At 72.7% G+C, this 18,565-nt stretch carries 16 protein-coding genes and 1 pseudogene; 7 read left to right on the top strand and 10 right to left on the bottom strand.

The window, feature by feature from the left end:
- Positions 1–91: 91 nt before the first annotated feature.
- The 4 genes and pseudogenes from HD597_RS40110 to HD597_RS65100 form a co-directional block, all read left to right on the top strand.
- Positions 92–304 carry a DUF6203 family protein gene (locus HD597_RS40110; RefSeq protein WP_253749546.1) on the top strand — a complete coding sequence of 71 codons (213 nt, stop codon included), beginning with the start codon at positions 92–94 and terminating at the stop codon, positions 302–304.
- A gap of 38 nt (positions 305–342) precedes the next feature.
- The gene (locus HD597_RS40105) at positions 343–1,287 is read left to right on the top strand and encodes an RNA polymerase sigma-70 factor (protein WP_253749544.1); all 945 of its coding nucleotides are present in this window, start codon (positions 343–345) and stop codon (positions 1,285–1,287) included.
- A 92-nt stretch (positions 1,288–1,379) separates the two neighbouring features.
- Positions 1,380–2,585, top strand: a complete 1,206-nt coding sequence (locus HD597_RS40100) for an NAD(P)/FAD-dependent oxidoreductase (RefSeq protein ID WP_253749542.1) — start codon at positions 1,380–1,382, stop codon at positions 2,583–2,585.
- Positions 2,586–2,826: 241 nt separating this feature from the next.
- Positions 2,827–3,054 (top strand): annotated as a pseudogene (locus tag HD597_RS65100) (alpha/beta hydrolase fold domain-containing protein); the annotation flags it as partial.
- Positions 3,055–3,069: 15 nt separating this feature from the next.
- Here the strand turns inward: HD597_RS65100 and HD597_RS40090 are convergent.
- The 5 genes from HD597_RS40090 to HD597_RS40070 form a co-directional block, all read right to left on the bottom strand.
- Complete coding sequence (locus HD597_RS40090) at positions 3,070–5,055, bottom strand: hypothetical protein (RefSeq protein ID WP_253749540.1); 1,986 nt, start codon at positions 5,053–5,055, stop codon at positions 3,070–3,072.
- A 74-nt stretch (positions 5,056–5,129) separates the two neighbouring features.
- On the bottom strand, positions 5,130–5,936 hold the full coding sequence (locus HD597_RS40085) for a carbohydrate ABC transporter permease (protein ID WP_253749538.1): 807 nt from the start codon (positions 5,934–5,936) through the stop codon (positions 5,130–5,132).
- Positions 5,926–6,837 (bottom strand): carbohydrate ABC transporter permease, encoded by a 912-nt coding sequence (locus HD597_RS40080; RefSeq protein WP_253749536.1) that lies wholly within the window; start codon positions 6,835–6,837, stop codon positions 5,926–5,928. The genes HD597_RS40085 and HD597_RS40080 overlap by 11 nt, the downstream gene beginning before the upstream one ends.
- The gene (locus HD597_RS40075) at positions 6,834–8,072 is read right to left on the bottom strand and encodes an ABC transporter substrate-binding protein (RefSeq protein ID WP_253749534.1); all 1,239 of its coding nucleotides are present in this window, start codon (positions 8,070–8,072) and stop codon (positions 6,834–6,836) included. The genes HD597_RS40080 and HD597_RS40075 overlap by 4 nt, the downstream gene beginning before the upstream one ends.
- Entirely contained in the window at positions 8,069–9,298 is a 1,230-nt protein-coding gene (locus tag HD597_RS40070; RefSeq protein ID WP_253749532.1) for a Gfo/Idh/MocA family protein, read from the bottom strand. Before HD597_RS40070 ends, HD597_RS40075 begins: the two co-directional genes overlap by 4 nt.
- A gap of 102 nt (positions 9,299–9,400) precedes the next feature.
- Between HD597_RS40070 and HD597_RS40065 the strand changes: the two genes are divergently transcribed.
- A complete protein-coding gene (locus HD597_RS40065) occupies positions 9,401–10,498 on the top strand; it encodes an ROK family transcriptional regulator (protein ID WP_253749530.1) in 1,098 nt (365 codons plus the stop codon).
- A 103-nt stretch (positions 10,499–10,601) separates the two neighbouring features.
- On the opposite strand, the gene HD597_RS40060 is transcribed toward HD597_RS40065, so the two are convergent.
- Positions 10,602–11,129 (bottom strand): TetR/AcrR family transcriptional regulator, encoded by a 528-nt coding sequence (locus tag HD597_RS40060; RefSeq protein ID WP_253749527.1) that lies wholly within the window; start codon positions 11,127–11,129, stop codon positions 10,602–10,604.
- Between the two features lie 99 nt (positions 11,130–11,228).
- On the opposite strand from HD597_RS40060, the gene HD597_RS40055 reads away from it, so the two are divergent.
- Complete coding sequence (locus HD597_RS40055) at positions 11,229–13,454, top strand: MMPL family transporter (RefSeq protein ID WP_253749525.1); 2,226 nt, start codon at positions 11,229–11,231, stop codon at positions 13,452–13,454.
- A 121-nt stretch (positions 13,455–13,575) separates the two neighbouring features.
- On the opposite strand, the gene HD597_RS40050 is transcribed toward HD597_RS40055, so the two are convergent.
- The 4 genes from HD597_RS40050 to HD597_RS40035 are packed head-to-tail and all read right to left on the bottom strand — an operon-like array spanning position 13,576 to position 15,409.
- Positions 13,576–13,890, bottom strand: coding sequence for a hypothetical protein (locus HD597_RS40050; protein WP_253749523.1), 315 nt, complete (start codon positions 13,888–13,890; stop codon positions 13,576–13,578).
- Between the two features lie 14 nt (positions 13,891–13,904).
- The gene (locus HD597_RS40045; protein WP_253749522.1) at positions 13,905–14,228 is read right to left on the bottom strand and encodes a hypothetical protein; all 324 of its coding nucleotides are present in this window, start codon (positions 14,226–14,228) and stop codon (positions 13,905–13,907) included.
- A 48-nt stretch (positions 14,229–14,276) separates the two neighbouring features.
- Positions 14,277–14,918 (bottom strand): ArsR/SmtB family transcription factor, encoded by a 642-nt coding sequence (locus HD597_RS40040; protein WP_253749520.1) that lies wholly within the window; start codon positions 14,916–14,918, stop codon positions 14,277–14,279.
- The gene (locus tag HD597_RS40035; protein ID WP_253749518.1) at positions 14,918–15,409 is read right to left on the bottom strand and encodes a cupin domain-containing protein; all 492 of its coding nucleotides are present in this window, start codon (positions 15,407–15,409) and stop codon (positions 14,918–14,920) included. The genes HD597_RS40040 and HD597_RS40035 overlap by 1 nt, the downstream gene beginning before the upstream one ends.
- A 326-nt stretch (positions 15,410–15,735) precedes the next feature.
- On the opposite strand from HD597_RS40035, the gene HD597_RS40030 reads away from it, so the two are divergent.
- Positions 15,736–18,555: an AfsR/SARP family transcriptional regulator gene (locus tag HD597_RS40030; protein WP_253749516.1), complete on the top strand. Its 2,820-nt coding sequence runs from the start codon at positions 15,736–15,738 to the stop codon at positions 18,553–18,555.
- Positions 18,556–18,565: the final 10 nt, after the last annotated feature.

The following is an 18,565-nucleotide window of genomic DNA, read 5'->3' as shown; positions in this document are numbered from 1 at the left end:
GAGGCGTGGGCCGGTCCTGTCCGGGGGAGGCGTGGGCCGCGTTGCCCGGGAGAGAGGCGTGGGCCGGTCCTGTCCGGGCAGTGGCGAGTGCATGAAGAACCTGTTCAAGCTGCTGCTCGCCCGCCGCATGGCCGGGACACCCCTCGGCCTGGCCGCCCTGGTCCTCGGCTGGTTCCTGGCCCGCCGCAGGAAGCGCCGGCACGCCCATGAGGCTGAGCGCGAGACCGAGCGCGTGGGCCGTCGCTCCGGCGTCGCCCCGCCCGCCCGCGGCGCGGGCCGCCCGGGGGTCGCTCCGCGCAGGTAGGCGGCGACCGTCACCATGGCGCCGCCTATGATCGGGCCATGCCCCTGACCGCGAACGACGTCGACCGGTTCGTCACCTCCAGGCCGCGGCTGGAGGCCATCGCCTACCGCCTGCTCGGCTCCGCCGCGGAGGCCGAGGACGCCGTGCAGGAGACGTTCCTGCGCTGGCAGGCCGCCGACGTCGAGCGCATCGAGGTGCCCGAGGCGTGGCTGACGAAGGTGCTCACCAACCTGTGCCTCAACCAGCTCGGCTCCGCGCGGGCGCGCCGCGAGACCTACGTCGGCCGGTGGCTGCCCGAGCCGCTGCTCGCCGGCGACCCGATGCTCGGGCCGGCCGACACCGCCGAGCAGCGCGAATCGGTCTCGTACGCGGTCCTCACCCTGATGGAGCGGCTGTCGCCGAACGAGCGGGCGGTGTACGTGCTGCGGGAGGCGTTCGACTACCCGCACCGGGAGATCGCCGAGATCCTCGACATCACCGAGGCCGCCAGCCAGCAGATCTTCCACCGCGCCAGGAGGCACGTCGCCGACGGCAGGGCCCGCACCGAGATCGACGAGGCCGCCGCCCGGCGGATCGTCGAGGAGTTCCTGGCGGCGGCCACGAGCGGCCAGACCGAGCCGCTGGTGCGGCTGCTGACCGAGGACGCCGTCTCGGTCGGCGACGGCGGCGGGAAGATCCCGGCCCGGGTCAAGCCGTTCGAGGGCGCCGCCGCGGTCGCCACGTTCCTGCGGGGCCTGTTCAAGCCCGCGGAAGCCAAGCGGACCATGATCGGCGGGAGACCCGAGATCCACATCACGACCGCCAACGGTGACCCCGCCGTGGTGGCCGTGCTGGACGGCCGGGTCGTCGCCGTCATGTGCCTGGAGATCACCCCCGAGGGCATCGCCGCGTGCCGCAACCAGGTCAACCCCGACAAGCTCGTCCGCGCGAGCGCCCAGTGGGCGGCGGCCGAGCACGGGGAGCCCCTGTTCACGGCGTTGTGACAAGGTGTGACGCGGATCACATCGCCTTCCTGTCAGGAAACGGCGGGCCGCCCGGTTCAAGGGGCGAAACCGCGCAAGACAGGAGCGAGCACATGCAGCACCGCATCGTCGTCCTCGGAGCCGGATACACCGGAGCCTTCGCCGCCGGCCGCCTCGCCAGGCGGCTCCACCGCCAGGATGTCGCCATCACGCTCGTCAACGCCGAGCCCGACTTCGTGGAACGCGTCCGCATGCACCAGCTCGCGACCGGCCGGCAGCTCAAGCCGCGGCCCTTCAGCGAGATGTTCGCGGGCACGGGCGTCGACGTGAAACTGGCCAAGGTCACCGGCGTCGACGCCGACCGCAAGATCGTCACCGTCGGCGACGTCCACGGCGCGGGCACGACCGAGGAGCTTCCCTACGACACGCTCGTCTACGCCCTCGGCAGCGCCTGGAACCCCCAGGACGTCCCCGGAACCGCCGAGCACGCCTACGAGATCGCCGGCCGCCCCGGAGCGACCCGCCTGCGCGAGCGCCTGGCGAGCCTCGACGCCGGCCGGACCGTGGTCGTCGTCGGGGGCGGCCTCACCGGTGTGGAGGCGGCGACCGAGATCGCCGAGACCCGTCCTGACCTCGACGTCGCCCTCGTCGCCCGGGGCGCCTTCGGCGACTGGCTCTCCCCCAGGGGCCGCGGGCACCTGCGCAAGGTCGCCCGCAACCTCAGGATCACCGTGCACGAGCACGCCGCCGTCGCCGCCGTCGAGCCCGGCCGCGTCACCACCGCCGACGGCCGGGCCATCCCGGCGGAGGTCACCGTCTGGACCGCAGGCTTCGCGGTCCACCCGATCGCGCAGGCGACCACCCTGGAGCTGGGCGGCAACGGCCAGATCGTGGTGGACGGCACCATGCGCTCGGTCTCGCACCCGGACGTCTACGCCATCGGCGACGCGGCCCTGGTGGCGGGCCCCGGCGGCAAGCCGCTGCGGATGTCGTGCGCCTCGGGCATCCCCACCGCCCAGCACGCCGCCGACGCGATCGCGGCCCGCCTGACCGGCGGCAAGCTCCCGCACGGGTCGCCGCGCTACTTCAATCAGTGCATCTCGCTGGGCCGCAAGGAGGGCCTGATCCAGTACGTCACCGCCGACGACCGCGCCGTGCCGGCGGCCCTGACCGGCAGGTTCGCCGCCGTCTACAAGGAGCTGATCTGCAAGGGCGCCGCCTGGAGCGTCGCCAACCCGATGTTCGGGCTGCCCGCCCGGCGCCGCCGCGTCGCGCGGGACCGCGCCGCGGCGGGCTCGGCCGTCAAGGCGGCGGCGTAGGCCACGATTCCCTGCCGGGAATTGCCAGGTCTCCGTACGTCTTCGGAGGATTCCGGCATGCGTACCTATCGACTGCAGCGGCCGGAGATCGTGCCCGTGGAGGCGCCGGTGCCCGAGCCCGGGCCCGGTGAGGTCCTGGTCCGGGTGCACGCGGTCTCGCTCAACAAGCGCGACCTGCTCATCCTGGACGGCTCCTACTCGCTGCCCGCCCGGCCGGGCGTGATCCCCCCCGGCGCGGGCCGGGGACCTGACCGGCCTGCCGCCGGCCTACATCGCCACCGCCGAGTTCGACCCGCTGCGCGACGAGGCCATCGAGTACGCGCTGCGGCTGCTCCGGGCGGGAGTGTCCGTCGAGCTGCACCAGTGGCCGGGCACCTTCCACGGGTCGCAGGCGATCGTGTCGGCCGAGGTGTCGCAGCGGCAGGTCGCCGAGCTCGCGGGAGCGCTGCGCCGGGCGCTCGCCGCCTGACCCGCTGAACGGTCTCTACAGCCGGCGCTTCCTGCGGGCGGGCCGGGCGCCCGTGCCGGTGCCGGGGATGAGGCGCAGGAGACGGCCGCGCAGGGGCTCGGCCACCAGCTCACGCAGCTCCGCCAGGCCGGCCACGTCGTGGTGGCCCGAGTCCAGGATCGCCGCCGCGAGCTCGTAGGCGTCGTCGCCCGCCATCGACCTGAGCTGCTCGACGAGGACCCGGGGGCCGCCGAGCTCCAGCAGGGTCAGGAAGTTCTCCGCGCCCAGCAGCAGATGCTCGCGCCGGTCGAGCGCCGCCGGGTCCACCTCGCCCGCGTCCACCAGGAAGGTCAGCGCGGTGGGGGCGAGCACGGGGTCGTGGCGCAGGTCCCGGACCAGAGCCCGGCCCTGGGGGAGGACCTCCGCGAGCACGGCGAGCATGGCGGCGGCGCGGGTGCGGAAGGGGCAGTCGCGGATCGCCCGCAGCAGCGTCTCCACGTCCTGGCCCGGATGGGAGAGCCACGAGTTCAGCTCGACGGCCGCCTCACGGGGCGGGTAGTGCTGGCTGAGGACGCCGAGCAGCTCCGCCGCCGGACAGTCGGCCAGCTCGCCGATCAGCGGGGCGTCGCGGCCCTGCGCCAGAAGACGCTCGCGTACGGACCGCAGGGCCAGCGGGGTGAGCCGGGCCAGCAGGAGGCCGGGCTCGGCCAGACGGCGGCGCAGGCGTTCCACGGCGTCCGGCGGCAGCGCCTGGTCGTCGTGGCCGAGGTCGCTGGAGCAGAGCTCGTCCGCGGGGCCGCGGGTGAGCTCGACCGCGCCCAGAGCGGCCAGCACCTCCAGGGCGCACTCCAGGTCGAGGGCGCTGCGGCGGCGCCAGAGGTCCTTGAGCCGCTCCGGCGCGCCGTCCATGACCACGTGCTCCTGGCATGCCAGCCAGACCGTCTCAGCCAGGCGGGCCACGGGCAGGTCGTCCATGCCGTACAGGGCGTTGAGCACGTCGGTGAGGACGTCGTCGAAGCAGCGGCCGAGCACGGCGGCCCGGCCGCTCATCGTGATCGATTCGCCCAGGCCGGGAAGAACCTCGAAGGCGCGCGCCCACAGCGCCGGCGGGTCGCGCAGCAGCGGGGCGGCCCTGGCCACCTGGAGGAGGCGGCCCCTGCCGGTGCGGACCAGGCCCAGCCGCCCGGCCCAGGCCAGCAGCAGGCTGAGCTGCGGCAGGTCGGCGGAGCTGCGGACCTGCAGCGCCTCCTCGCCGGTGCCCAGGAGGACCGACAGCTCGCGGGCGTCGGCGAGCGTGAGGTGGCCCTGCCTGGTGAGGGGGCGGCCCACCTCGCCCGCCCAGCCGGCCAGCGCGCCGAGGCGCCGCACCGTCGTGCTGCGGGCGGCGGCCACCGCCAGGTCCGCCGGCGCGGGCAACTCGACGGGCGGCTGGAGGAAGTCGCGCTCCTCCTCCAGGTCCGGCTCCGTCCGGGTGAAGCGGGCCTCCAGGAGCTTGCCGAGCAGCTCCTGGTCGTAGCGGATGCGGCCGGCGTCGAGATCGAGCTGGAAGTCCCGCAGCGCGCCCGGCCCGGCGAGGTCGTTGCCGTGGTCGAGGGCCGTCTGGGCCCAGAACTTGGCCAGCCCCAGCAAGGACGGGTCGTCGAGGGCCTTGCGGAAGTCGGGCAGGGCGCGGGTGATGGCGTCGTCCGCCTCCGCCGGTGTGGCGCCCCGCGGGTCGCGCAGGCCGGCCGCGGAGAGGTAGTGCAGGAACGTGCGCAGGATCTCCGGCGCGATCTCCACGATCTCCCTGGGGGTCACGACGTACTTCGGGATCCAGGCCAGCAGGTAGCGCCTGATCTGGTGCTCGTCCCAGTAGGCGAGGCGGCCGTCGCGGCTGTGGTGGCGGGCGTCCAGGGCGGCGGCGAGCAGGAGGTCGTCGGCGGGGCGGCCGTGCTCGTCCGCCCAGGTGAGACAGCGCCTGATCAGGACGTTCCTGGTCGCCTCGTACTCCTCCGTCTCCTCGGGTTCGAACCACGTACGCAACGTGGCCCCCCTCCGTCGGTGAGGTCTGGCACTTCAGTATTCCGGGTGCCGTGCCGCTAATGGGGCTACTTGCGCTACTTCAGCGCTCCCGCCGTCAGCCCCGCCACGATCCGGCGCTGGAAGAACAGCACCAGCAGCACGAGGGGAAGGGTGACCAGCACCCCGGCGGCCATCTGCGTGCCGAAGGGGGTGTCGAACTTGGCGGCGCCCGTGAACTGCGCGATCCGGACGGTCGCCGTCTGCCGCGCCTGATCGTTGATCATGGTGACCGCGATGATGAACTCGTTCCAGGTCGCGATGAACGCCAGGATCGCCGTGGTGAAGACGCCGGGCGCGGCCAGGGGCAGCATGACGCGGCAGAAGGCGGCGAACGCCGTGCAGCCGTCGATCATGGCGGCCTGCTCCAGCTCGTACGGCAGCTGCCGGAAGAACGTCGTCAGGTTCCAGATGGTCAGCGGCAGCGCGAACGACATCGACGGGACGATCATCGCCTGGTACGTGTTGATCCACCCGATCGTCGTGAACAGCTCCAGCAGCGGCACGATGAGCAGCGCCCCCGGGAACATGGAAACGGCGATGACCAGGGCGAGGACGACGTTCTTGCCGCGGAAGGCCAGCCGGGCCAGCGCGTAGGCGGCCAGGGTGCCCACGACCAGGGTCACCGTGGTGGTGACGCCGGCCACGACGAGGCTGTTGAGGAGCGACTGCCCGAAGCCGAGGTCCGGGGCGAACACCGCCTCGTACGACTCCAGCGACCACGGGCTAGGAAATGGCGATTTGTCGTAAATATCGGCGGTGCGGCGGAAGCTCGACACCACCATCCAGTAGAACGGCACCAGGCAGTACAGCGCGATGCCGATCATTCCCGCCCTACGCCACACGGGCGCTCCCCTCCCGCCGCCGCACCCGCACGTCACTCAGCAGGTCGGCCCCGAGCAGCTTCACGAACACGAACGCGATCACCGCGATGTAGACGAACAACGCCGTCCCGTAGGCCGACGCGGGCCCGTAGTGCACCCGGGTCGCCTCGTCCCAGATCAGCCCGGACAGCGTCTCCACGGACTGCTTGCGCGGCCCCACCATCACGTACGGCAGGTCGAAGACGCGCAGCGCGTCCATCAGCCGGAACAGCACGGCCACCAGCAGAGCGGGCTTGACCAGCGGCAACGTGACCCGCCAGAACGTCTGCCACGCCCTGGCCCCGTCCACCCGGGCCGCCTCGTACACCTCTGCGGGGATGATCTGCAGGCCGGCCAGCACGAGCAGCCCCACGAACGGGGCCGTCTTCCAGGTGTCGGCGAGGACCACCGCGAGCTTGGCCCAGGGGCCGTCGGCCGTCCAGAGGATCCCGGTGCCGAGCAGCGCGTTGGCCACCCCGTCCGCCTGGAAGATCCACTTCCACATCAGGCCCGCCACGGCGGTCGGCACCGCCCACGGGATGAGGATGCTGGCCCGCAGGAGCGCCCGCCCCCTGAACGCGCGCCGCATGACCAGCGCCATCGCCACCCCGAGCACGACCTCCAGGCAGACCGTCACCACGGTGAAGAGCGTGGTGTTGAGCGCGGCGTTCAGGAAGCGCTGCTCCACCACGCCGGCGTAGTTCGCCAGCCCCGCGAACCACTCGCCCTCCACCACGAACCCGTCGGCGTCCAGGCGCTGCCCGCTCTCGTAGAACGACTGCCGCAGGGCCGCGACCAGCGGGTAGAAGACCACGAGAGCGAGCACGAGCATGGTGGGCGACAGCAGGGCGGCGGCCGGCCACCACGACGATCGGGGCCTCACTTGAGCAGGGGCCCGAGCGCGGCCTGGAGCTCCGACAGGCCCTGCTCGACCGGCTTGGCGCCGGTGACGATGGCGTACGCGGACTCCTGGATGGCGGCGGTGACGTCACCGTACCGGACCGCCGCGGGGCGGGGCCTGGCCGCGAGGATGCCCTCCTTCAGCGCGGGCAGGTACGGATACTTCTCGATCATCGCCGGGTCCTCGTAGATCGCGGTGCGGGGCACCGGCATCGAGCTCGTCCGCGCGAACGCCGCGATCTGCTCGGCGCTGGTCATGAACGCGACGAAGTCCTGCGCCGTCTGCTTGTGCTTGGAGAAGGCGGAGACGGCCAGGTTGTTCCCGCCGAGCGTGCCCGCGCCCGGCCCGTCGAGCCCGGGGATGGGGGCGACGTCGAACCTGCCGTTCACCTTGCTGGAGCCGTCGGTCTTCTGCGCGGCCTCGTAGCCGTAGGCCCAGTTGCGGTAGAAGAGCAGCTTGCCCTCCTGGAAGGCGACCCGTCCCTCCTCCTCCTTGTACGTGATCGCCTCCTTCGGGATCATCCCGCTCCTGAACCCGTCGGCCAGGAACCGTGCGGCCTGCTTGGCCGCCTCGCTCGTGAGCTGCGGCTGCCCGGAGGAGTCGAGGAGCTCGCCGCCGGCCGAGGCGACGGCCTCGGAGAAGTTCACGGTCAGGCCCTCGTACTTGTCGAACTGGCCGCCGTAGCAGCTCATGCCCTTCTGCTTCGGCAGGACCTCGTCGCAGATCCGCTTCATCTCGGCCCAGGTCCTGGGGGGCTCCTTGACCAGGTCGGTGCGGTAGTAGAGCAGGCCGGTGCCGGTGAAGACGGGCATCGCGTACAGCTTGTCGCGATATTTCGCCGTCTCGATGGTGGTGGGCAGGAAGCCGGTGGTGTCCAGCTTCAGCTCCTCCACCCACCGGTTCGCGGCGAACTCGCTGGTCCACACCGCGTCGATGAGCATGACGTCCCCGGCGTCGGACTTGGTCTGCGCGTTCTGGATGAGCTTGCGGCGCTGCTCGTCGGCGCTCTCCGGCAGCAGCACGACACTGGCCTTCTCGTCCGGGTGGGCGGCGTTCCAGGCATCGACGATCTTCTGCACGGACTCGGCCTCGAACTTGCCGCCGAGGAACGTGATGGGTCCACGGGCCTGTGCCGGCGCTTCCGGCGCCGGCGAGCCGCAGGCGACCAGGCCCGCGCCGAGTGCCAGCGCGGCGGCGGTGACGTGCATGGCCTTCATTGGGGGGTTCCTTCCAGGGGTACGGTCTCGCCGGTCAGCCGCGAGCGCTCCGCGGCCCAGGCGATGAGGTGGCTGTGCAGGCTCTCGGCCGGCGAGGAGAGGATCGGCGTGCGGTCGCGCGTGGCCACCGCCGTCAGGAACGCCTCCACCAGCGCTTCGTCGCCGCCCCCGTGCCCGCCCCTGGCCGTGCCGTCGCCGCTCGGGCGGGTGTCGACGACGGAGGAGCGGCCGGTGACGAAGTCGTGGACGGTCAGGCGGTCGCCGTCGCCGTCGATGGAGCCGCGGGTGCCGAAGATCCGGGTCTGCCGGTGCTGCGCCGGCGTGAACCCGGTCATCGTGAACGACGCGGTCGTGCCGCCCTCGAACTCCAGGTTCACCACCTGGTGGTCCACCACGTCGTTGTCGCAGGCGTAGACGCACCTGCCGTACGGGCCGGTCCTGAGCGCCTCCCGCACCCCGGCCTCGGAGACGTCGTCCGTGAGCACGGACAGCGGCCAGGCGTGCTCGCCGGCGAGCGGGAGGTAGATGCGCGCGGCCGAGTACGGGCAGCCGGGCTCGACGGAGCAGTCCAGGCAGCGGTCCGCGGCGCCCGCCGGGCGGTTCTCAGGCCGGAAGTGGTGCAGGCCGCCGAACGAGGAGACGCGCCTGACCTGCTTGCCCGTGAGGTGGACCAGCCAGTCGAGGTCGTGGCACGACTTGGCCAGCAGCATGAACGTGGCCTCGTCGGCCCGCCGCCAGTTCCCCCGCACGTACGAGTGCGCCTGGTGCCACCATCCGACCGGCTCCAGGTGCTGGACGCTGACGATCTCCCCGATCCGCCCCGCGTCGAGCAGGCCCTTCAGAGCCCGCGTGTACGGGGTGTAACGCAGCACGTGGCACACCGCGAACACCGCGCCCGAGCGCTCGGCCGCCGTCACGATGGCGCGGCAGTCGTCCTCGGAGACGGCCATCGGCTTCTCCAGCAGGATGTCGTAACCCAGTGCGGCGAAGCGCACCGCGGGCTCGACGTGATCGCGATCCTGCGTGGCGATGACCACCGCGTCCGCCTGCCGGGGCAGCGCGGCCAGCTCCCGCCAGTCCGCGTACGGCACGGCGTCCGGGAACCTGTCGCGACGGTTGCCGAGCGGATCGGCCACCGCGACCACCCGGGCCCTGCCGGTCGCGGTGGCGTGGCGGCCGTAGGAGGTCCCCCGCGAACCCGCCCCGACGACGGCGAGCGTCACCATCCGAGTGCCTCCCACATATGTAACCAATTCACGTATGTCGGCCGATGCTAGGATCCACGCTGGTAGCCGTCAATAGGGAAGTTATGGGAAAGGGTCTCATAAGTGACCGAGCTCCGGCCGGGTGACGCGTCGCTGCTGCGGAAGGTGAACACCCAGGTCACCCTCGCGGCGCTGCGCCGCGCCGGCGTGGCCACGCTGACCCAGCTCGGCCGAGTCACCGGCCTGTCCCGGCAGACGGTGGAGGCGGTGCTCGACGAGCTGGGCGAACGTGGCTACGTCCGCGAGGTGCCGCCCGACGAGGGCGTGATGGGGCGGCCGGCGCGCAGGTTCGGCTTCCGGGCGGACGCCGGGTACGTCGTGGGCGTGGAGGTCGGCGGCGAGGCCATCGTGGCGGCGCTGGCCGACCTCAACGGCGAGGTGATCGCCTGGGAGCGGGCCGAGGTCTCCGGCGACGCCGCGGCCCACGAGCGGCTGGAGGCCGCCGAGCGCGCGGCGCTGAGGTGCGTGGACGGCGCGGGCGTCGCACGCAGGCGGATCTGGACGGTGGCCGCCGGCACCTCCGGCATCGTGGACAGGACGGGCCGCGTGTCACTGTCGATCACCCTGCCCGGCTGGACGGGCGTGGACCTGGCCGGGCTGGCCGGCCGCTGGTTCGGCTGCACCGCGCTCGCCGCCAACGACGCGAACCTGGCCGCGCTCGCCGAGCACTGGCGCGGCAGCGCCCAGCACGCCGCGGACGTCGTGTACGTGCTGATCGGCCACCGGGCGGGCGCCGGCATCCTGATCGGCGGCCGGCTGCATCCCGGGCGTAGCGGCGCGGCCGGCGAGATCGGCACGCTGCGGCAGGTCGGCTGGGAGGACGCCGCCCGCGAGCTGGTCAAGGACGCCTCGGCGGCGGAGGTCTTCGAGGCGGCGCTGGGGGGTGAGCGCGACGCGGTGCGCCGGGTGGACCGCTACGCCGAGAACCTGGCCATCGGCGCCTCGGCGCTCGTCCTGGCCGTCGACCCCGACCTGCTGGTCCTCGGCGGGGGGTACGCGCGCGCCGGCGACGTGCTGCTCGAACCGCTGCGCCGGCACCTGGCCGAGCTGTGCGTGAGCGCGCCGGAGGTGGTGACCTCCACGTTCGGCGACGAGGGGGTGGCGATCGGCGCGGTACGCCTGGCGCTCGACCACGTCGAACGCGAGATCCTGGGGCTCTGAAGGCTCCGGCGATCCTTCGAGCTCCGGGGCACCAGAAGGCTCCGGTGATCCTTCGAGCTCCGGGGCACCAGAAGGCTCCGGTGATCCTTCGAGCTCCTGGGCACTAGAAGGCTCCGGCGATCCTGAGGAGGACGTCGCGCACCTGCTCCTCCGGCAGGTCCATCGTCTTGACCGCCCCCCACTGCAACGCGCCGAGCAGGGCCCAGCTCTTGAGCCTGATCTCGGGGCCGGGGTCGTCGCCGACGAGCTTGGCGTAGATGGTGTCCCTGAACGTCCTGATCTGGTCGCGTTCGGAGCCGGGCGCCGTCGTGGCGTCGTCCGCGGCCAGGTCCTCCATGAACAGCCGGATCACCGACCGGTAACGCACCGCGAACTCCACCAGCGCCTCGACGAACTCGGCCCGGCTCGCGTACGGCGCGTCGAGCAGCGCCAGCATGTCGCCCGCCACCGGGGACAGCAGCTCCAGCGCCAGCCGGTCCTTCGGATGGAAGTGGTAGGCGACCGCGGTCTTGGTCAGCCCGACCGCGGCGGCGATGTCGGACAGGGAGGTGGCCGCGTAGCCGCGCTCGGCGAACAGCTCTCGGGCGGCCGCCAGGATCCGGGTGCGGGTGTCGTCGGATGATGTGGTCATCGTCTCATTTCCCTGCGGGAGCGAGCCTTCCGGACACCTCCCGTTTTATCGTATGGCCTGTACGACCGTACAGGACGGCCGTCGAGTGGGGGCTGAGCGATGACGCGGTTGCTGGGACGGCTGGGCGGCTGGTGCGCGCGGCACGGTTGGATCGTGCTGGTCACCTGGGTGATCGCCGCAGCGGCCCTGATGGGCGGCAGCCTCGCCTTCCCCAGCCCCACGAACAGCGACGCCAGCATCCCCGGCACCGACGCCCAGCGCGCCCACGACCTCATGAAGGAGGGCTTCGGCGCCGGCTACGCCACCGGCGGCACGGTGCAGCTCCTGCTCTACTCCGCCGACGGGCCGCTCATCGAGGACGAGCGCAAGCAGGCCGTGGAGCGTGCCATGGACCGGCTGCGCACCATGCCGCACGTCACCAAGGTGGAGACCCCGTTCCGCGCCGGCGGCATCTCCTCCAACCTGCAGATCGGCCTCATCACCGTCCGCATGGAGGGCAACGACAGCGACAAGATCGCCCAGACCACCCAGGAGCTGTCGAAGGCCGCGCAGCCGGCGCGGGAGGCCGGGCTCGAAGTGGTGCCCGCCGACAGCTCGACCCCCGCCGACAAGGAGATCAAGACGGGGCCGAGCGAGATCATCGGCATCGTCTGCGCGCTGCTCGTGCTCGTGTTCGCCTTCGGCACGCTCGTCGCCGCCACCGTCCCCATCTTCGCCGCGCTGATCAGCGTGGCCTCGGGGCTCGGCGTCATCGGGCTGCTCGGCTGGGTCGTGGACATGCCCAAGCAGGCCGGCATCATGGCCACGATGATCGGCCTCGGCGTCGGCATCGACTACGCGCTGTTCCTGCTGTCGCGCCACCGCCGCCTGCTCGCCGAAGGGGTGCCGGTGGTGGAGTCCGTACGCCGCACCGTGGCCAGCTCGGGCGGGGCCGTCGTGTTCGCGGGCGGCACCGTCATCATCGCGTTGAGCGCGCTGCTGCTGGCCGGGTTCCCGCTGCTGGCCACGCTCGGCTGGGTCACCGGCATCTCCGTCGTGGCCGCCGTGCTCACCTCGGTCACGCTCGTGCCCGCCCTGCTCGGGCTGCTCGGCCACCGCATCAACTCGCTCAAGGTCCCGCTCCTGCGCAGTGCGGGAGGATCCCACGCCGCCGGCTCCGGCTGGGCGGGCCTCGGCGCGTGGGTGGCGCGCCGCCCGTGGCGGGTCCTCATCGGCAGCACCATCGTGCTCGGCGCGCTCGCCGCTCCCGCGCTGGCGCTGCAGCTCGGCGCGCTCGACGAGGGCTACGGCACGCAGGGCTCGGAGCCGCGGCGCGCCTACGAGCTCATGGCCACCGGCTTCGGCCCCGGCTTCAACGGGCCGCTCATCGTGGTCGCCGAGCTGCCCGCCAAGGTGCCCGACGCCGACGACCCCCGGGTGAAGGACCTCGCCCGTGAGGTGGAGGACGTCGACGGCGTGAAGTTCGTCTCCGACCCCAAGCTCAACACCTCCGGCCGCTCGGTGCTCATCCAGGCCATCCCCGAGTACGCGCCCAGCGACGAACGCTCCGCCCAGGTGGTCAGGGACGTGCGCGCCATCTCCCTGCCCGGGGTCGACGTGCACGTCGGCGGCAAGGTCGCCGGCCTGACCGACGCCGGCGACCGCATGAACGAGCGCACCCCGCTGGTCATCGGCGTCGTGGTGCTGCTCAGCGCGCTGCTCCTGCTGCTGGCCTTCCGCGCGCCGATCGTCGCCGTCAAGGCGGCGGTGATGAACCTGGTGTCGCTGGGGGCCGCCTTCGGGGCGCTGGCCATGGTGTTCTCGATCGGGCTCGGCAGCGGGCTCGTGGGCATGGACCCGCCGGTCAACTCCTCGTTCGTGCAGACGATCTTCTTCTCGGTGCCCATCGAGAGCTACGTGCCGCTGATGCTGTTCGCGGTGTTGTTCGGGCTGTCGATGGACTACGAGGTGTTCCTGCTGACGGCGGTGCGGCAGTCGTACCTGCGGCACGGGAACAACGCGCGGGCGGTCGCCGAGGGGCTGGGCTCCACCGGGCGCGTCATCACCTCGGCCGCCCTGATCATGGTGGCGGTGTTCGTGGCGTTCATCGCCTATCCGGACGCCATGGTCAAGACGTTCGGCGTGGGGCTGGCCGTGGCCATCGCCGTGGACGCCACCATCATCCGCGGGTTTCTGGTGCCGGCCACGATGGTGCTGCTGGGCCGGCTCAACTGGTGGTGCCCGCGGTGGCTCGACCGGATCCTGCCCAACCTGTCGGTGGAGGGGCACGAGGAGGACGAGCCCGCGGAGGTGGAGCGGCGCGAGCCGGTCACGGCCGGGGTGTAGAGCGGCGCCGGCACCCGGCGGGCCCGCCGGCTCTCCGGGAGGCTCCTCCAGCATCCGGACGAGCTGCGCGGCCAGATCTCCGGCGCCCCGGGGCACCGCGGCCCGGGAGGCGTGGGCGCGGTCAGCCGGTCTGGACGCAGTCCTGGAGGGTGACCTCCCCGGGCACGTCGGCCGCCCCGCCGCCCGTGCACCTGATCCTGAGCGGGACCCGGCGGGCGACGCCGACCGCCTCGCCGGTGAAGCCGCCGTTGGTGACGGCGCCCAGCGAGGCCGAGCAGTCGCCGAACAGCACCGTGCGGCCCGGGTCGCCGCGGACGGAGTCGCAGGTGTAGGTGGGAAGGAGGATCGGCGGCAGCACGCCCGCGCCGCTCGCGTGGGCGGGGAGTGGTGCGTACAGGGTGAGGGCGAGGGCGGCGGTGGAACCGAGGCTGATCAACGGCGGTGCCTCCGTCAGTCGGAGTCGGTGAGGTTGCAGGCGGGGACCCAGCCGACGATGCCGGTGGTCGCGTTGGTGCCGTGATGCCACAGCGTGCTCTCGAAGGGCCCGCAGCGGTAGAGCCCGTGCTCCTCCGACCGGTCGGACTCGAAGCCCTGCCCCGCGTAGCCGAGCCCGTTGCGGCCGGAACCGGCCCGCGGCTCGCTCCAGATGATCACGCCTTGCGCGCCGAAGTCGTACGGGCGCCTGGCCTGCGCCTGCGTGGCCCCGGCGGCGACCAGGCCGCTCAGCGCGACGAGCGTGAGCAGGCCGGCCGTGGTGGCTCGTGTGATGCGCACCGTGCCTCCTTCCATGAGTTGCCTTGCTCACGGTAAGGGTCCGATCACTCAACGTGCCAGCGATTTTCCGCCGCGTCGCCAGCCGAGGTAACCGCCGTCCAGCGGGCGCGCGTCGAAGCCGTGCTCGCGCAGCAGCCGTACCGCCTCGGGAGAGACCACGCAGTAGGGCCCGCCGCAGTACGCCACGATCCGCGCGCCGGCTGGCAGCTCGTCCAGCCGGTCGCGCAGCTCCTCCATGGGCACCGAGATCGCCCCCGGCACGTGCCCGGCGGCGTGGTCGGCCGCCGGGCGCACGTCCACGACGATCGTGCCGGGGTCCTCCAGCCGGGCGGCCAGCTCCTCGACGCCCACCCCTTCGAGGCTCCCCAGCCGGTCGCGCACGGCGTCGCGGAGCTCGGCCAGCCGCCCGCCCGCGAACGCCTGGAGCTCCCCGAGAAAGCGCGACACCCCCTCGTCGGCCAGCCGGTAGTAGATCCGCGTGCCCTCCCGCCTGCCGCTCACCAGCCGCGCGGCGCGAAGCTGCTGGAGCTGGGCCGAGGTGTTCTTGAGCGGGATCCCGGCCGCCTGTGCCAGCTCCTCCACCGTGCGCTCCCGCTGGTCGAGCACGTCCAGCAGGCGCAGCCGCACCGGGCTGGCCAGCGCCTTGCCGACGCGGGCGAGCTGCGCGTAGATCGGCTCCTCCGGGAACATCAGACCATGTACTGGTCGTGCCGCAGGTACACGTCCGTCCACTCCTCCGGGCTGAGCTGCCTGCCGCTCTCGGCGATCGCCGCCAGCTCCTCGAAGTACGACTCGCGCGGGGCGCCCGGGGTGAACAGGATGAGCATCGTGGCCGGCTCGCCCGACTCGTTGCGGAAGGCGTGCACGCCGCCCTCCGGCACGAACAGGAAGTCGCCCGGCTTGCCCTCGGCCCACCTGTCGCCGTTGAAGAGCCTGATGGTGCCGGACAGGACGTAGAACGACTCGGTCATGGTGCGGTGGAAGTGCGCGCCGGGCCCGCCCGGCTTCGGGCCCATCTCCCAGCGGTACAGGCCGTAGGCGCCGTTGGTGGAGCCGCCGGTGGCCAGGTAGTGGACCTGCGTGTTGGTGCCGATCGTGAGGTCGGGGGCGCGGTCCGCCAGGGCGAAGGTGCCGCTGTGCTCGCCGTGCTCGGCGAAGTAGCGGGGCTCGGGGTAGGACATGATTCCTCCTGATCTAATATCCTAAGGAACCTTAGAACAGAAGGGCCGGGATGTGAAGCGAGCGGTCGCCGCCCCATGCGCGCTGAAAGAGCGGGGCTGGACGGAAACCGGTTCAGGTGCGACTCGCCTCACCACGAGGCCCGCCAAGTGGGACGACCTTCAGCCCGACGCCGGCATCCCGAGCCTGCTCTCACCATTTCCCATGGCGGGCATGTCAGCGTCGCGCGCCCGCGGATGGTGAAGCGCGGGACAGCGGGCGCGCGACGGTCGTAGGATTCCGGTCCTGTCCGGAATGGCGGGCGACCGGGACGAGTGAGGACTACGCCATGCACATGCGGGCCAAGGTGCTGGGGCCGTGGGAGCTGACCGCGGGAGGCGAGGCTCTGCCGCTGCACGGCAGCCGGCGCGTGAGCCTCCTGGCCAGGCTGGCGCTGAGCGCGGGGCAGGTGGTCACCGCCAGGCAGCTGCTGGCGGACGTCTGGGGTGACGGTCCGGCGGCGACGGCGCCCAAGCAACTGCACATCGTGGTGTCCAAGATCCGCGAACATCTCTCGCCGTACGTCGGCGACGACGTCCTGGTGACCACGGCCGGCGGCTACCGCCTGGACCTGCCACGCGATCACGTCGACGCGATCGAGTTCCCGCGCCTGGTCCGCGCCGCGCGCGCCGCCCGGCGGCAGGGCGAGCTCGCCGCCGCCGACCGGACGTTCCGGCAGGCGCTGGCCCTGTGGCGCGGGGAGGCGCTGACCGACGTGACGGGTGGATGGGTGCAGATCGAGGCCGCCCGCCTCACCGAGGAGCGCCTCACCGCGATGGAGGATCACGTCGACGTGCGGCTGGCGCGGGGTGACCACAACGCTGTGGTGCCGGAACTGATCGCCCATCTCACGGAACACCGGCTGCGGGAGCGTCCGTCCGGCCAGCTGATGCTGGCGTTGTACCGGGCCGGACGCGCGTCGGAGGCGCTGGAGGCCTATCAGGAGACCCGGCGCGTCATGCTCGCCGAGCTCGGCCTGGAGCCGGGGGTGGCGCTACGGCGCCTCCAGCAGGCGGTGCTCCGCCGCGATCCCGCCCTCGACCTGACCACGCCCGTCCAGCGGGTCACGCTCGGCAGGCCCGCCACGCCCGCCGAGCTGCCCGCCGGCACCCCCGCCTTCACCGCGCGCGACCTGGAGGTGGAGCAGCTCGCGAAGGCGCTGTCCAGCGTCCCGGCGATCGTGGCCGTCGACGGTCCTGGCGGGATCGGGAAGTCGGCGCTGGCCGTGCACCTGGCGCACACCGTGGCCGACCGCTTCCCCGACGGCACGATCTACCTGGATCTGCGCGGTTCGACTCCCGGCCTGCAGCCGCTGTCGGCGCTCGACTGCCTCGGGAGGCTGCTGCGATCGCTCGGTGTGGGCGGCTCGGCCGTGCCGAGTGACGTGGACGAGGCCGCGGCCCGCTTCCGCTCCCTCACCGCGACGCGGGAGCTGCTGCTCATCCTGGACAACGCGCTGGATGCCCGCCAGGTGCGCCCGCTCCTCCCGGCCGGGCCGGGGTGCGCGGTCGTGGTCACCAGCAGGCAGGCCCTCACCCCGCTCGACGGCGTCCACCATCTGAGCCTGACCGGGCTCGACGCGGCCGAGTCCACCTCGCTCCTGGCCCGGATCGTGGGCCCGGAACGGGTTCACGGCGAACCCGAGGCGGCGGAGCGGATCGTGGCGCTCTGCGGGGGCCTGCCCCTGGCCCTGCGCGTCGCGGCGGCCCGCCTGGTGGCGCGTCCCGACTGGAGGCTGTCCCATCTCGCCGAGCGGCTCGGCGACGCCACCCGCCGGCTGGACCTGCTGCAGCACGCGGATCTGGCGGTACGGGCCAGCCTCTCCGTGAGCCTGCGCCACCTGCGGGAGGAGCCCAGCGGACAGGACGCCGCCCACCTGTTCGCCCTGCTCGGCCTCCTCGACCTGCCCACCCACTCCGTGGCCGCCACCGCCGCGCTGACCGACTGGCACGAGCATCGTGTGGAGGAGGCGCTCGACAGCCTCCAGAACGTCCGCCTGCTCGAACCGGCGGGGCCGGCCCGTTACCGGATGCACGACCTGGTCCGCATCCACGCCCGCGAGCAGGCCGGAGACCTCTCCGAGCCCGGACGCCACGCCGCCGCCGTACGCGGCGTGCTGCACCACTACCTGGCCACCGCCAAGACCGCCAGCCTGCTGCTCGACCCCGCGGCCGCCCTGGCCCTGTCCGGCTACGAGGCCGACCGCCCCGGGATCGCGCTCGGCACCGCCGACGACGCCAGCGACTGGACCGAACAGGAACGCGACAACCTCGTGGCCGCCTGCCAGCAGGCCATGGCCGTCCAGGACGACCCGCAGACCGCGTTCGGCCTGGTCGCCACCGTCTACTGGCCCTTGGTCAGCAAGGGCCTCAACCACGAGGTGATCGAGCTCCAGACGCGCGCCATCGGGATCGCCGTCGCGTGCGGCGACCACGCCGCCGAGGCGATGGGCAACCACCTCCTCGGGTGGAGGCACCAGGCGCTGGGACGGTTGCCGGACGCGACGCGGCACCTGGAGCGGGCGCTCGTCTGCTGGGAACGCGCGAACCGGCCGGAACGGATGATGTCCACCTACAACGGCCTCGGCATCGCCTACGCCCAGATGGGGCGCTTCGACGACGCGCTCGACGCCATGGAGAAGGGCCGCACCCTGGCCGTGGCCAGCGGGAGACGGGAGTTCCAGGCCGCCTTCCTGGGCAACACGGCCATGATCTACGTGAAGCTGGGCCGGCTCACCGAGGCCATCTCGACGGGGCAGGCGGGCGTGGCCCTGTGGGCCGGGCTCGGGCACGCGTATCGCGAGGGGGCCGCCTACGACACGCTGGGGAACGCCTATCGGCGGGCGGACCGGATCGACGACGCCGAGTCCGCGTACCGTACGGCCATCGAGCTCCAGCGCCAGGGCCGCTACCCCTTCGGTGTGGCCGCCTCCGAATGGGGTCTCGGGCAGACGTACCACGATCAGGGGCGCCGGGCGGAGGCGTGGGCATGCTGGCGGCGAGCGCTCGGCATCCTCCGGGACATCGAGCTGCTGACCCAGGAAGAGGTCGAACGGCTCCTGTCACAGGACGTGCCGGAGACCCCTGCGCCGATCACGAACTCCTTGTGAGGGGGCCGGC

Origin of the sequence: Nonomuraea thailandensis (genome assembly GCF_024172165.1) — a bacterium.
GTDB classification, from domain to species: domain Bacteria; phylum Actinomycetota; class Actinomycetes; order Streptosporangiales; family Streptosporangiaceae; genus Nonomuraea; species Nonomuraea thailandensis.
Note: the sequence above shows the minus strand (reverse complement) of the source record. Positions and strands in the feature narration are given on the sequence as shown.

Bases quoted from the DNA above. Each gene is read 5' to 3' on its own strand.
- HD597_RS40040 (WP_253749520.1), bottom strand. From the start codon at position 14,918: ATGTTCCCGGAGGAGCCGATCTACGCGCAGCTCGCCCGCGTCGGCAAG.
- HD597_RS40055 (WP_253749525.1), top strand. From the start codon at position 11,229: ATGACGCGGTTGCTGGGACGGCTGGGCGGCTGGTGCGCGCGGCACGGT.
- HD597_RS40030 (WP_253749516.1), top strand. From the start codon at position 15,736: ATGCACATGCGGGCCAAGGTGCTGGGGCCGTGGGAGCTGACCGCGGGA.
- HD597_RS40105 (WP_253749544.1), top strand. From the start codon at position 343: ATGCCCCTGACCGCGAACGACGTCGACCGGTTCGTCACCTCCAGGCCG.
- HD597_RS40035 (WP_253749518.1), bottom strand. From the start codon at position 15,409: ATGTCCTACCCCGAGCCCCGCTACTTCGCCGAGCACGGCGAGCACAGC.
- HD597_RS40100 (WP_253749542.1), top strand. From the start codon at position 1,380: ATGCAGCACCGCATCGTCGTCCTCGGAGCCGGATACACCGGAGCCTTC.
- HD597_RS40070 (WP_253749532.1), bottom strand. From the start codon at position 9,298: ATGGTGACGCTCGCCGTCGTCGGGGCGGGTTCGCGGGGGACCTCCTAC.
- HD597_RS40075 (WP_253749534.1), bottom strand. From the start codon at position 8,072: ATGAAGGCCATGCACGTCACCGCCGCCGCGCTGGCACTCGGCGCGGGC.
- HD597_RS40110 (WP_253749546.1), top strand. From the start codon at position 92: ATGAAGAACCTGTTCAAGCTGCTGCTCGCCCGCCGCATGGCCGGGACA.
- HD597_RS40060 (WP_253749527.1), bottom strand. From the start codon at position 11,129: ATGACCACATCATCCGACGACACCCGCACCCGGATCCTGGCGGCCGCC.